The organism is Anaerostipes sp. PC18 (assembly GCF_039789045.1).
Classification (GTDB): Bacteria; Bacillota; Clostridia; order Lachnospirales; family Lachnospiraceae; genus Anaerostipes; species Anaerostipes hominis.
Window position 1 is genome coordinate 1,490,509 of sequence record NZ_CP121164.1, and the last position, 13,155, is coordinate 1,503,663.

A 13,155-nucleotide genomic window follows, 5' to 3' on the forward strand; every position below is an offset into this window, starting at 1 on the left:
TTTTTTATTTTGTATATTTTTGGATGATAGCTTTTAGAACATCTGGATTTTCTTTTATCCAGTCGGAATATAATTTGTGTTCTTTCTGTACTGCCTGTCCAATTTCTATTAAGAAGTCCGGAATATCTGTTTCCAGAATGGTTCCGGCGTCCTCCCCGAACTGTGCATTGCCCTGTGTTTCCTCTCCGCCGATATACAGTTGGAAGGCTGCAAGAGGTTTTTTATCAATAACCTTTGTGGCTCCGCGGAAGCCAAGTGTCCCAATCTGGTGAGTTCCACAGGAGGATGGACAGCCGGAAATATGGATCTGCGGGAGCACACCGTTCGAAAAATCTAAGGGGCGGATCTTATCCATGACAGCTTTATAGAGCTTTTGAGAGTCTCTGAGACCTATCTGACAGATCCCGCTGCCAATACAGGCGACAGATGTCTCAAACAGGTTGGATGCACTGTCTTTGGTAAGTTCCAGGAGTTCCAGGGCTTCCTCTTTGTTACAGTTGATGAAATAAAGGCTTTCGTCTGGGGAGATTCTCAGGACCACCTGGTCCATCTTCTGTACAGCTTCATTGATCGGTGCGATCAGCTCCGGCGGGATATTCCCTCCAAACGGATGATATAAAACACTGTAAAGACCGTCCTGTTTCTGTGCGGTAATCCGGAAGTTTTCCTCAAGGAAGCCGCAGCCTTCTTTTGTCACAGGAACTTCCTGTACATTGAGGTCAAGAGAATCTTCAGCCATTGCCTTGCTGAGGTTTTCAAGAAAAGCAGCCCGGTAGCCTTCCTGGCCCAAAGTATCCTGCATATACCGTGTTCTGGCTTTCCCGCGGTTTTCATAGTTGCCGTGCTGTATAAATGTCAGAATCATAGCTTTAATATAGTACAGTACTTTTGATGGGTCTGTCCCTTCGTCTACGAGTATGCCCATTTTAGGATTGTTGCCAAGGCCGCCGGCGCTGTAAACGTCGAAGGTGTGATCCTTGCGGGCAACAAATCCAAGATCACGGAAAGTGGCGTGTGTTATATTCTTTGGAGAATTAGAGAAACAGACTTTCAGCTTTCTGGGCATTTTCACCCGTTTGATGAAAGTCAGAAGATAATCGGCGGCCTCTCTGGCATATGGAAGCACGTCAAAGTATTCTTCTTTTTCTACTCCGGAGAGAGGAGAAACCATGACATTTCTGGGAAAATCACCGCCGCCGCCTCTGGTGATAATATCATGCTCAAACGCTTCCTCGATGAGGGAAGATACGGTAACATCATTTAGATTGTGTACCTGTACGGTTTGACAGGTGGTCAGATGGAGTTTGTCTATCTTATATTTTTCAACACTGTCCGCAATAAACTGGAGTTTATCTTTCGTAATTTCTCCCCCGGTAAACCGAAGTCTCAGCATACTGGAACCGCCGCCCCTCTGTGCGTAGCTTCCAAATCCTCCTGAAAAACCTTTATATTCTTTAACGCTGATTTCTTTTTGATAAAACTTTCTGGTCATTAAATGAAATTCGGCCAGGTCAGCCTGAAATTCTTTTTTTAATTCCTGATCCATGTTATTCTCCTTTGCCATATTTAACAGTTTTCTTATTTTATTATAGCATTTCTTAAAATGCACGTCCACATTCAGGGAAGTTTGGCTTTTTTTCAGTTATATGCTAGAATAGGACAAAAGAAAAATAAAGGATGGATACACAGAAGATGTTTGAGAAATTTTACCCGAATGAATATATGGACAGTACTTATTCCATTGACTTTAAAGCATATTATGACAGAGGATACCGGGGGATTTTATTTGATGTAGATAATACCCTGGTGCCTCACAATGCACCCGCAGATGACCGGGCAGTCCGTTTTTTCAGGGAACTGAAAGACATCGGCTTTGATTTTTGTTTTATGTCCAATAACAAGGAACCCAGAGTGAAAAAGTTCTGCGAAGCAGTGGAAGGAACCTACTATATTTATAAAGCGAACAAGCCTATGGTGGGAAGTTATGAGAAGGGCATGAAGCTGATGGGAACAGACCGGTCTAATACACTGTTTGTGGGAGACCAGCTGTTTACGGATGTCTACGGGGCCAATAGGGCCAATGTTTACAGTATCCTTGTAAAGCCCATGAATCCAAAAGAGGAGATACAAATCGTATTGAAACGGTATCTTGAGAGGATCGTTCTGCATTTTTATAAGAAAAGTTGAGTAAAAATTATTACATGATTTTTATCGAGGATAGTATGCTGATTGTAGTGGAATCAGCATACTATTTTTTGTTTTTGTAATAAAGAAAATGTTTATATCAAGCAAATATTAAAATTATATTAGGAATTAATAACATTATGGTATAAGTAGTCATAACTGTTGACATAGATGGTTCTACGGATTATTATTTAGTATATAACTATCAGATTAGTAAAGAAGGAGGAAGAGGTATGAAAAAATAATAAGCATATGTTGTATAGTTTTAGGCTTTATTCTATTTGCTTTGCAGAATACATTTGCCAATGAATTTGTTGAAAAAGAATCAACTGATAATGTTCAAATTAAAAAAGTCTTGAATAATTTTTTTATGGATAAGAATAAAGCTTTAGCCCATTTAAAGATGGATTCCAAATTAAAATCATATTTTAATTCTGATGAAAATTTAGAGTATTTTGATTTAGATACTTTAATAAAGTATCGTAAGGTTCAGAATTCAGATCTGTGTTTTGAAAAATTTAATTCTGAACTTACTTATAATAAGATTTTAATTAATGAAAGCAAGGCAAAAGTATCATTAACTGAAGATATTAAAATCCATTATAATTGTTCAAAGGACACAGAATCAGAGGAACTACATGAACATTTGATTTATTTAGAAAAAATAAATGGAGAGTGGTTTATACAGAATGATAATGTAGAAGGAGACTTTAAACAAGCACTCAAAACGATGAAAGATAAGCAAACCGATAAAGCCGCTCTAGAGAAAAAGCAAAAAGATATAATTAAGGTTGCCAAATCTTATGTTAATAAATTAGAGCAGGAACAATCTAATAACATTCAAAGTTATGAAATGACTGATACTAGTGCAGCAAAGAAAAAATATAAATTTAGTAGTTATGATAGAAATAAGGCTAAAGCATATGCATTAAAGTACGCTTTAAAGCCTAATCCAAATTATCCATTTTATTCTGGGGATGGAGACTGTACAAATTTCACTTCTCAATGCCTAAAAGCTGGCGGAATTACTGAAGATAAAGAAGGTAAAGAAGCATCTAAAAAATGGTATAGATACAATTCATCATGGAAAGGTGCACAGATGTTTCACAACTACTGGCGAGAAAATAAGGGATCATCATCAGTAAAGGGCTTGAAAGCATCTAAGACTAATATGAAAGGATGCAGATTAGGTGATATTGTTCAGAAAGTACCATGGAATAGTAAGGTAGGACAGTATACAGCTACACACAGTGTAATCATTTCTGGTTATGTCCCTAATCCTACTACTCCAGGTGATCCATGGAACAGAAAAAAGGATGTTTTTATTTGTCAACATTCAAGCAATAAGAAAAAAGACATGTTGCGAAACGTCCCACTGAGTTCTCGAGGATGGATGACACAAGCGAAATATGTTCATATAAGTGGTTCATATAAATGACAGAAAGGTAGGATTATGAGAAAAAAAATACTTCAATTACTTATTTCCGTATTTATCATTGTTTTTGGAACAGCGTGTCAGGCTACGGGCATTAAAGAGCAGAAAAAATATCCTGAGACAAAAAAAGTAAAAACAGAAGATATGAAAACGTTGACCAAGCAACAATTTTATAAAGTAAATAAAAAAAAATCAGCCCCAGGTGATGGATGGGAGCTGATATATTACAACAAAGACAAAATATTAATCTCAAATGTTACATCTCTTGTAATTCTGAGAAAAGCAGATAGTAGATTTCAAATTGATAAAATATTAGATTTGAAAAAGTATGATTTGAATCATTCACAGTCGGAAGAGACTACAGAGTTACTTCCCAGTAACAATGGGGAACAAATCTTGCTCTATAACTCATATAATTCTGACAGTAAATTATTGGCGGAGGAAAATGACAGTCTAATCAGCTGGGTTGCAAATTTTACAACAGTAACAATGAAAGAGTATAGAGGAAATGATCTCGAAAAAATTGCAGATTTAGAACAAGGAAGTTTTTTTAACTGCCTGTATACATGTAAAATGATTCAAAACCCAAGAAAAATAAAGGGGGTTGACGAAAAAAATAAAGAAATCAAAGTATTTACAACAGCTTATGATGACACCCAGATTCTAGTGAGCACTGATATTAACGAAAACAACATGTTATCCTTAAAAATCAGTAGTTATAATACCTCAACAAAAAGAATAATAAATCTTTTTCGGTTTACCTAATAAATAAAAAGGGTCTTTGGAAAAAGCATGACAATAGCTTTTCCCAAAGACCTTTAAAATATCATTAATGAAATTTATAAGAAGTGATGTCTCTCAAGTGCGATCAGGATATCACGTCCCTCTTTGACACCTTCGATCATACGCCTTGTCTTTGCACTGTCACCAATGTTGAGAACTTCAATGCCCTCATCCACAAAATGATCGTACAGAGCCTGCAGCGCCGGTGTGGCAGACTGCATTCCGAGACAGATAAATCCGTAGTCAAAATCTAATTCCAGATCCTTATAGTCATGACGGACAATGAAAGAATTCTCTTTCACTTTCAAAAGGTTGGCATTCGGATACTGAGTGACTTTATATTTCTCCAAAAGCTCATTGGCACCGGTTCTTGTGATCAGATCCAGGTCTTCTCCAAAATGAGGCTTTTTCTCTACAATGGTCACTTCTGCTTTTCTAGGAGCAAAGAATTCAACCACATCCAAACCGACATTTCCTCCGCCTATGACAACGACTTTTTTGCCGGAAAGATCTGTTTTTTCAAATGTGTCTACCTTGTCAACCAGGTCAAAGATCGTAGAGACATTTCCTTTCTCAAGGTTTTCCTTAAGGCCTGGAATATTCGGAAGCAGTGGGTTGGAGCCGGTTGCGTTGACAACGATGTCCGGTTTGAATCCGTCTACAAATTCCGCGGTAGCTTCTACATTCTTGCAGATAAACAAGTTTTTAAGGGCCATGGCTCTTTTTTCCTGATAAGCAGGGAAGTAACCAAGACGTTTTTTATTCGGCATGTTGCCCACACGTCTGGCCAGTCCGCCAAGCTGGTTGGTCTTTTCGATCAGAACAGTGGAACATCCCACCTCTGCTGCAGTACATGCGGCTTCAAGGCCTGCGGTACCGCCTCCGATAACAACCACGTTGCAAGGCTTCTTGATATGCTCTTTTTTATAATTTTCTCCGCTTACTACAAATGGATTGACAGTACAGCGCATCGGTTTGTTGCTGAGCGTTGCAGTACATCCATTGTTGCAGGAGATACATTTGTTGATATCATCGGTGTTTCCGAACTGTACTTTGTTGACCCACTCAGGATCTGCGATCAGTCCTCGGCCGATACCGATCAGGTCAGACTGGCCGCTCTTTAAAATCTCATTGGCGATCTCAGGTTCACGGATATTTCCTTCAGCGGTACATGGCTTTCCTGTTTTCTTCTTAACAGCCTTGGACATATAAGATTTCCATCCGTCCGGAAGGTAATCTGCGTCATGCTGATACTGGATTGTACAGGTAAGACCTGCGGATACTGCAAATACGTCTACATAATCTTCAAAATATTCAACGATCTCCAATGTGTCATTCAGTGAGTTTCCGCCTTCAGTGAGCTCATCTGCACTGATTCTCAAAAAGATCGGGATATTCTCGCCTACAACTTCGCGGACTGCTTTTAAGACGAGCGTTGTAAAGCGTGCACGATTTTCTTTGGAACCGCCAAACTCATCTGTCCTGTCATTGGTCAGCGGGGATAAGAACTGGTTCAGCAGATAGCCGTGTCCTGCCTGAATCTCAACAGCATCAAAGCCGGCTGTGACTGCGCGCTTAGCAGCGTCTGCAAACTTCTGGACAATACCGTGGATCTCTTCTATCGTAAGAGGTCTCGGGATGTCTCCTCCAGCTTTTGATGGAATATCAGAAGCAGATACCGGCTGGATATTTGTCACAGAACCGTCCGAGTCGGCACCGCCGTGATTGAGCAGAATGGAAGCGTTGGATCCGTATTCATGGATCGCTTCACAGAGCTTGTACAGCCCGTGGATGTAGTTGTCATGGTCAATTCTCAACTGGTTCGTGCTTAAAGATCCCTGAGGGGATGCGACACTGGCACCTTCCACTGTGATGAGGCCTATGCCTCCTTTTGCATGTTGTTTATAATATGCAATCAGTTTATCACTGACTTCTCCTGTTCGCTCAGCAAAATTTGTTCCAATCGGCGTCATGACAATACGGTTTTTTAATGTCATTGATTTTACTGTAAATGGTTCAAATAGATTGCGGAAATTCTTTGCAGCCATAGTTAGTTCCTCCATTTTTCTTTCTATTTCACTGCAATAATTATATCAAACTGTGTATACAAATGCAATGAAGAATATACCCACAGGGCACACCGTATTGTAAATCCTCGGATGGGAGTGCTTCGCACGATAAGGTATACCCACAGGGCATACCGTAACTCATACCCTTCGGGTGGACGTGCTCCGCACGATAAGGTATACTCATAACTAAGAAAACCAATTCCGGAGGGATCATATGAATCTGAATCATCTATATTATTTGAGAACACTGGCGAAAGAGCAGCACTACACCAGGGCTGCCCACATTTTAAATATCACCCAGCCCAGTCTGAGCCATGCCATCAATGCTCTTGAAAAGGAGTTAAATGTCAAATTGTTTGAAAAAGTTGGAAGAAATGCCAGGCTTACCAAAGAGGGTGAGCTTTTTTGCCGATATGTGATACAGTCACTGGACATGCTGGATGAAGGAAGGCGTGTGGTGGGTGAAGTATCCGGAATGGCCGGCGGATATATCGACATCGGATATATTTATACTCTGGGAAGTCATTTTATCCCACAAAATATGAGTGATTACATGAAAGAGAATGAGGGTAAGAATATCCGTTTTTCTTTTGGACAGGGAACCACAGAGCAGATGATCGGGGAATTGAAAAAGGGTACCTATGATCTCGTATTTTCATCCTATAAAGAGGGTGAAGACCGGTTGAATTTCACTCCTGTTGTGGAAGAAGAGCTTGTGCTGATCACGCCCAAAGGACATCCTCTGGCAGGGGAAGAGGCCGTTGACCTGGCAAAGACAACGAATTATCCTTACATTATGTTTTCGCGCAAAAGCGGTCTGAGGCCGTTTATCAATAAACTTTTTACTGAGGTAAAAGCGCAGCCTTTCATCGCATATGAAGGGGAGGAGGATTCCTCTGTTGCAGGCCTTGTGGCCGCCGGGCTCGGGATTTCTATTGTGCCGAGAATTCCTATTCTGGAAACCATGGAGGTGGAGGCAATCCCCATTAAAAGGCCTGAGATCAAGAGATATATCTATCTCGTTACACAGAAGGATAAATATCTCTCACCGATCGTTGAAGACTTTATAGGGTTTATTAAATCCCGGCACCAGATATAAAACGATGAGGTACGGCTGAGCACAATATTGAAAGAAATGCCGGATTATGGTATACTGAACCACATTAGACTACGATTGAAGAAAAGTGAGGAACACAATGGGAAGGTTAGAAGAGATCAGAGAAAGACTGGAAGTCTGCGACAAACAGATCGTGTCGGTTCTGGAAGACCGGATGGACATTATCAAAGAGATCATGGAATACAAAAAGGAGAACGGACTTCCGATTCTGCAGCCGGAACAGGAAAAGCGGCAGCGCAAAATGCTGAAAGAGCATGTAAAAGAGAATACATATAAGGAAGAGATCCTTGATATTTTTACGTATATTGTGGAAAACAGCAGGAAAATCCAGGCAAGGACTTTGTTTACACACAATATCTTTCTGATTGGATTTATGGGTGTCGGAAAGAGTACAGTATCTGACTATTTAAGCAAGATCCTTGCGTCACCGCAGGTAGAGATGGATCAGGTAATCGTTAATAAAGAACACATGTCGATTAACAAGATCTTTGAGGAGTACGGCGAAGAATATTTCAGAAACTGCGAGACCAACCTTCTGATCGAGCTCCAGAAAAAGAATAACCAGATCGTCTCCTGCGGAGGCGGAGTGGCGATGAGAGAGATTAATGTCCGGGAGATGAAGAAGAACGGCAGGGTTGTTCTCCTGACTGCTTCACCGGAGACGATCCTGGAGCGTGTCAAAGACAGTGACGAACGTCCCCTGCTCAGAGGGCGCAAGAATACGGAGTACATCTCGGAACTGATGGAGATTCGGAGACCGAAGTATCGCGCGGCGGCAGATATCATTGTAGATACAGATCATAAAAATGTCGAAGAGATTGCGGAAGAGATCGTTGGAAAATTAACCCATCTATAAAACAGGAGGAATGAAGATGCAGGCATTTACCCATTACACACCGACAGAGATTGTTTTTGGAAAAGCTTCAGAGGACAGGGTGGCAGAGCTGGCGAAGAAATATCACGGCTCCAGAGTGTTCGTTGTCTATGGAGGAGGAAGTGTCGTAAAGAGCGGGCTGCTTGGAAGAGTGACCGGGACACTGGAAGCGGCAGGGCTCAAGGTGGAGACCATCGGCGGAGTAAAACCGAATCCAAGACTTGATTTTGCCAGAGAAGCTGTTCAGAAGGCCGTTGAATTCCAGGCAGATCTGATTCTTGCCGTGGGAGGCGGAAGTGTGATCGATACTGCGAAGGCAGTTTCGCACGGAGCTGCAAATCCGGATACGGACATATGGGAGTTTTGGTCCCGGAAAAAGAAAGTGGAAAAAACACTGCCGGTAGGTGTCATCCTGACTCTCGCAGCCGCTGGAAGTGAGACCAGTGATTCAGCCGTCCTCACCAATACGGAGATCCAGGTAAAAAGAGGTCTCAGTACGGATCTGAATCGCCCTGAGTTTGCCATCATGAATCCGGAACTTACCTATACGCTTCCCAAGTATCAGGTGGGCTGCGGCATTGTCGACATTATGATGCATACATTGGACCGTTACTTTACGAAGACAAAGGGCAATCAGCTGACCGACGAGATCGCCGAAGGGCTTCTTCGGACCGTGATCGCCAACGGAAGAATCGCGATCCAGGACTCTCATAATTATGAGAGCATGAGCGAGATCATGTGGTGCGGAAGTATTTCACACAACGGACTGACCGGTCTTGGCGCTGAGAAAGATTTTGCTCCTCACCAGCTGGGACATGAACTGAGCGCCAAGTTTGATATCGCCCACGGAGCCAGCCTTTCCGCCGTTTGGGGAGCATGGGCAGAGTATTCCTACATGGAAGATGTAGACCGGTTTGTGCGCTTTGCCGATAAGGTGTGGGGAATTTCCGGGGACAATAAAGAAGAAGTGGCGCAAAAAGCGATCAACGCTACCGTAAATTACTTTAAGTTACTGGATATGCCGACCTGTTTTTCAGAAGCCAAAGAAATCGGCCTTAAGACAGAGGACGAACTGTGGACGATGGCCGACGGATGTTCCTACAAAGATACGAGGACCATTGGGGCTTTTCGTGTCTTAAATAAAGAAGATATCTTTAATGTATATAAATTGGCAAATAAATAGTTGATAAGAAGTACCATTTATTATAGAATGTTATAGAACAAAATGATTAAGGAGGAAATTACGATATGGTATCCGCAGGAGATTTTAAGAATGGGCTGACCATCGAATACGAAGGCAATATTTATCAGATTATTGAGTTTCAGCATGTGAAGCCTGGAAAGGGAGCAGCCTTCGTGCGCGCGAAGTTAAAAAATATCAAGAGTGGGGGTGCGATTGAAAAGTCTTTCCGTCCATCTGAGAAGTTTGAGAATGCTCACATCGAACGAAAAGAAATGCAGTATTTATATACAGACGGTGAATTATTCCATTTCATGGATCCGGAGACTTTCGACCAGATCGCTCTGGACCCGGACACCATTGGGGAGTCACTGAAGTTTGTAAAAGAAAATATGAACGTTACTCTGGTTTCACACAACGGAACAGTTTTCCAGGTAGAGGCTCCTCTGCATGTAGAACTGCTCGTGACGGAATGTGAACCGGGAGAAAAAGGAAACACAGCTCAGGGTGCTACAAAGCCTTGTACGGTAGAGACGGGTGCAAATGTCAATGTCCCTCTGTTTGTCAACCAGGGTGATACATTGAAGATTGATACAAGAACCGGGGAATATTTATCCAGGGTATAAGCTTGTCAAAAAACCAGAAGATTCGGGGGATCGTCTGCATCATCCTGTCGGCGTTCTGCTTTGCATGGATGAATGCATTTGTAAAGCTTTCCGGAGATCTTCCGTCGATTGAAAAGAGCTTTTTCAGGAATCTGGTAGCCCTGATCTTTGCATTTGTGATGATCAAAAGAAGCGGCGCCGGATTCCATTTTCAGATCAAGAATTTACACTGGTTTATCCTAAGGTCCTTAGCAGGGACCTTAGGTATTTTTTGTAATTTTTATGCGGTGGATCATCTGGTGCTTTCGGATGCGTCTACGCTGAACAAATTGTCACCTTTTTTTGTCATTGTATTTTCTTATCTGATCCTGAGAGAAAAAATTTCCGTATTCCAGTTGACTTGTATCACATCCGCATTTATCGGCAGTATGTTCATTGTAAAACCAAGTTTTGCATCGGTCTTGGTTCTTCCGGCATTCATCGGATTTTTAGGAGGGATGTTCGCAGGATGTGCCTATGCCTGTGTAAGAAAGCTTGGAACCAGAGGAGAGAGAGGACCGTTCATCGTGTTTTTCTTCTCTACATTTTCCTGTATAAGCTGCATTCCGTTTATGATTGGAACTTTTCGTCCAATTTCAGGGATACAGCTTGTGTATCTGCTCCTGGCCGGACTTGCCGCAGCTGGCGGGCAGTTTTCCATCACGGCGGCTTATACGTATGCGCCCGGAAAAGAAATATCCATCTATGACTATACTCAGATTATCTTTTCAACACTTCTCGGATTCTTTTTGTTCGGGCAGGTGCCGGATGGATTCAGCATCCTTGGGTATTTCATTATCATAGCGGCAGCGGTCGTTATGTTTTTTTACAATAACCGCAGAGAAAAAGAAGAGTAATTTCCTGTACCGGAAATATCCTGGATTTAATATTGGTGTTGCCCAGTGTGAACTGGGCAACTTTTTTTATTTTCCGATATCATATTTTTTCTGTGCATCGTAATGCAGCAATTCCTGCTGCCTCTCATACATCCGAAAGATATCTTCCAGCTGTTCTATGTATTTACGATCCGAGTGTACATCAAAATTATCAGGGTCGATCTCAATTCCGGATTCAGCCATCCTGCGCATACTCCATACATAAAGTATATCAAGGGCCGGTATCAGATCTTCGCCGCTTTGGGTCAGGACATATTCAACCTTCAGGGGGATTGTATTGTACTGGATCCTGCGGATCAATCTATCATGCATTAATTCTTTTAACTGCTGGCTTAATACCTTCTCACTGATAGGAAAATGGTTTAGGGTCTGGTTGAAACGGATCTTTCCATGGTAGTGAATGTGATGGAGTAATGTCATTTTCCATTTTCCTTTAATACAATTTAAGGCAAAATGATAGGGGTTTGTACCTTTTTGCTCCATAGAATTCCTCCTTGTAATGTTTTTGTCTAATTATAAGGTTATGTGTATTGTATAACACTGAGAATAATTTTGTAAATGATTTTGATAAAAAAATAACGGAAGTGCTGGGGCAAATAACCGGAAAAGTAAGAGAATATGCGGTGAAAAGGTAGTTACTTTATGGTTGGCAGGTAACCAAATGGTTACTGAGTGACAGAATTGTAAGTATTGTACGCATAAAAATACAATGCTATCATCATAGATGTCGAAGGAAAACAGAAAAGATGCATCTACTTCGGGTTGATTTGTGAAAAAAGTATCAAAATTTAGAAAGGAGATTTGAATGATCAAAAGAACATTAGAAGAATTAAAAACCTATGAAGCACCGGGACATTATGGGATGACTGCCATGCGTATTCACGGAAAAGAGGAAACAGGGGCAGAGAAATTCTGGGTCGGATTGTCAACATTCCTTCCGGGCGGAGGAGCAGAGTATGCCTATGAAGATAATTCACTGGAAAAAGTATACTATGTGCTGGAAGGTGAGATGTCTGTCCGGGATTCGGACAATCATGAATATATCATCCATGCAGGAGAGTCTATTTCATTCCCTCCGAATGAGGGGCGCTATTTAGAGAACAGAACAAATAACGCAGCAAAAATGCTGGTAATCATCAATTACCCGGAAGCATAGAAGAAGCGGAGGAGCATCATGGTAAATAAAGAGTTCGTAAACAATATGTTTGATGTAAAAGGGAAGGTTGCAATCATCACAGGTGCCACAGGGGCTTTGGGAAAAGCGGTCTGCTTTGGATATGGACATGCCGGAATGAAGGTCATGGTAACCGGAAGAAAAGAAGAAACATGCAGAGCCTTATGTGATGAACTGGAAGCAGAAGGGATAGAATGCGGATATTCCTGCGGAGATCCGGCGGTTGAGGAAGATGTCATCAAGGTCGTAGATGATACGGTAAAAAAATTCGGAGAAATCAATGTACTGGTAACATCTGCGGGATACAATCATCCTCAGCCGATCATTGAACAGGATTTGTCCATGTGGAAAAAGATCATGGATTCAGATGTACAGGGGACATGGCTGTTCTGTAAGTATGTGGGCAAAGAAATGATAAAACAGGGTAAAGGCGGAAAAGTTATTTTAGTATCTTCTGCCAGATCCAAGATGGGTATGGCAAATTATACGGGCTACTGTACAGCAAAAGGAGGGATTGACCTGATGGCACAGTCTCTTGCCTGTGAGTGGACAGCAAAATATAAAATCAATGTCAATACGATTAATCCGACAGTGTTCCGCTCAGATCTTACAGAGTGGATGTTTGACCCGGACAGTGAAGTCTATAAAAATTTCCTGAAACGTCTTCCGATTGGACGGCTCGGGGAACCGGAGGATTTCGTAGGGCCATGTATTTTCCTCGCTTCATCTGCCAGTGATTTTATGACCGGTGCAAATGTGGCCACAGAAGGCGGATACTGGGCTAATTAGAATTGGAGGC

The 13,155-nt window shown here is 41.7% G+C and carries 13 protein-coding genes; 10 read left to right on the forward strand and 3 right to left on the reverse strand.

From position 1 onward, the window contains the following. Nucleotides 1-4: 4 nt before the first annotated feature. The gene (locus P8F77_RS08075; RefSeq protein ID WP_024727809.1) at nt 5-1,546 is read right to left on the reverse strand and encodes a nitrite/sulfite reductase; all 1,542 of its coding nucleotides are present in this window, start codon (nt 1,544-1,546) and stop codon (nt 5-7) included. A 146-nt stretch (nt 1,547-1,692) separates the two neighbouring features. On the opposite strand from P8F77_RS08075, the gene P8F77_RS08080 reads away from it, so the two are divergent. The 3 genes from P8F77_RS08080 (at nt 1,693) to P8F77_RS08090 (ending at nt 4,384) form a co-directional block, all read left to right on the forward strand. Continuing rightward, on the forward strand, nt 1,693-2,187 hold the full coding sequence (locus P8F77_RS08080; protein ID WP_024727808.1) for a YqeG family HAD IIIA-type phosphatase: 495 nt from the start codon (nt 1,693-1,695) through the stop codon (nt 2,185-2,187). Nucleotides 2,188-2,470: 283 nt separating this feature from the next. Further along, nucleotides 2,471-3,622, forward strand: coding sequence for an amidase domain-containing protein (locus P8F77_RS08085; protein ID WP_024727807.1), 1,152 nt, complete (start codon nt 2,471-2,473; stop codon nt 3,620-3,622). Between the two features lie 15 nt (nt 3,623-3,637). Further along, nucleotides 3,638-4,384, forward strand: coding sequence for a hypothetical protein (locus tag P8F77_RS08090; protein WP_095142887.1), 747 nt, complete (start codon nt 3,638-3,640; stop codon nt 4,382-4,384). 74 nt (nt 4,385-4,458) lie between these two features. On the opposite strand, the gene P8F77_RS08095 is transcribed toward P8F77_RS08090, so the two are convergent. Continuing rightward, nucleotides 4,459-6,450: an FAD-dependent oxidoreductase gene (locus tag P8F77_RS08095; RefSeq protein WP_287518026.1), complete on the reverse strand. Its 1,992-nt coding sequence runs from the start codon at nt 6,448-6,450 to the stop codon at nt 4,459-4,461. Nucleotides 6,451-6,685: 235 nt separating this feature from the next. Between P8F77_RS08095 and P8F77_RS08100 the strand changes: the two genes are divergently transcribed. The 5 genes from P8F77_RS08100 (at nt 6,686) to P8F77_RS08120 (ending at nt 11,143) form a co-directional block, all read left to right on the forward strand. After that, on the forward strand, nt 6,686-7,570 hold the full coding sequence (locus P8F77_RS08100; protein WP_024727803.1) for a LysR family transcriptional regulator: 885 nt from the start codon (nt 6,686-6,688) through the stop codon (nt 7,568-7,570). A gap of 97 nt (nt 7,571-7,667) precedes the next feature. Next, nucleotides 7,668-8,444, forward strand: a complete 777-nt coding sequence (locus P8F77_RS08105) for a shikimate kinase (RefSeq protein WP_024727802.1) — start codon at nt 7,668-7,670, stop codon at nt 8,442-8,444. 10 nt (nt 8,445-8,454) lie between these two features. Then, entirely contained in the window at nt 8,455-9,645 is a 1,191-nt protein-coding gene (locus P8F77_RS08110; RefSeq protein ID WP_287518030.1) for an iron-containing alcohol dehydrogenase, read from the forward strand. A gap of 65 nt (nt 9,646-9,710) precedes the next feature. Further along, the gene (gene efp / locus P8F77_RS08115; RefSeq protein WP_024727800.1) at nt 9,711-10,268 is read left to right on the forward strand and encodes an elongation factor P; all 558 of its coding nucleotides are present in this window, start codon (nt 9,711-9,713) and stop codon (nt 10,266-10,268) included. Nucleotides 10,269-10,270: 2 nt separating this feature from the next. Then, the gene (locus tag P8F77_RS08120; RefSeq protein ID WP_024727799.1) at nt 10,271-11,143 is read left to right on the forward strand and encodes a DMT family transporter; all 873 of its coding nucleotides are present in this window, start codon (nt 10,271-10,273) and stop codon (nt 11,141-11,143) included. A 66-nt stretch (nt 11,144-11,209) separates the two neighbouring features. On the opposite strand, the gene P8F77_RS08125 is transcribed toward P8F77_RS08120, so the two are convergent. Continuing rightward, nucleotides 11,210-11,665, reverse strand: a complete 456-nt coding sequence (locus P8F77_RS08125) for a winged helix-turn-helix transcriptional regulator (protein WP_024727798.1) — start codon at nt 11,663-11,665, stop codon at nt 11,210-11,212. A gap of 322 nt (nt 11,666-11,987) precedes the next feature. On the opposite strand from P8F77_RS08125, the gene P8F77_RS08130 reads away from it, so the two are divergent. Further along, nucleotides 11,988-12,338 carry a cupin domain-containing protein gene (locus P8F77_RS08130; protein ID WP_287518036.1) on the forward strand — a complete coding sequence of 117 codons (351 nt, stop codon included), beginning with the start codon at nt 11,988-11,990 and terminating at the stop codon, nt 12,336-12,338. Between the two features lie 18 nt (nt 12,339-12,356). After that, complete coding sequence (locus P8F77_RS08135; protein WP_024727796.1) at nt 12,357-13,145, forward strand: SDR family oxidoreductase; 789 nt, start codon at nt 12,357-12,359, stop codon at nt 13,143-13,145. The last annotated feature ends 10 nt before the right edge of the window (nt 13,146-13,155 follow it).

Bases quoted from the DNA above. Each gene is read 5' to 3' on its own strand.
- P8F77_RS08075 (WP_024727809.1), bottom strand. From the start codon at position 1,546: ATGGATCAGGAATTAAAAAAAGAATTTCAGGCTGACCTGGCCGAATTT.
- P8F77_RS08080 (WP_024727808.1), top strand. From the start codon at position 1,693: ATGTTTGAGAAATTTTACCCGAATGAATATATGGACAGTACTTATTCC.
- P8F77_RS08090 (WP_095142887.1), top strand. From the start codon at position 3,638: ATGAGAAAAAAAATACTTCAATTACTTATTTCCGTATTTATCATTGTT.
- P8F77_RS08095 (WP_287518026.1), bottom strand. From the start codon at position 6,450: ATGGCTGCAAAGAATTTCCGCAATCTATTTGAACCATTTACAGTAAAA.
- P8F77_RS08100 (WP_024727803.1), top strand. From the start codon at position 6,686: ATGAATCTGAATCATCTATATTATTTGAGAACACTGGCGAAAGAGCAG.
- P8F77_RS08105 (WP_024727802.1), top strand. From the start codon at position 7,668: ATGGGAAGGTTAGAAGAGATCAGAGAAAGACTGGAAGTCTGCGACAAA.
- P8F77_RS08110 (WP_287518030.1), top strand. From the start codon at position 8,455: ATGAAGATGCAGGCATTTACCCATTACACACCGACAGAGATTGTTTTT.
- efp (WP_024727800.1), top strand. From the start codon at position 9,711: ATGGTATCCGCAGGAGATTTTAAGAATGGGCTGACCATCGAATACGAA.
- P8F77_RS08125 (WP_024727798.1), bottom strand. From the start codon at position 11,665: ATGGAGCAAAAAGGTACAAACCCCTATCATTTTGCCTTAAATTGTATT.
- P8F77_RS08130 (WP_287518036.1), top strand. From the start codon at position 11,988: ATGATCAAAAGAACATTAGAAGAATTAAAAACCTATGAAGCACCGGGA.
- P8F77_RS08135 (WP_024727796.1), top strand. From the start codon at position 12,357: ATGGTAAATAAAGAGTTCGTAAACAATATGTTTGATGTAAAAGGGAAG.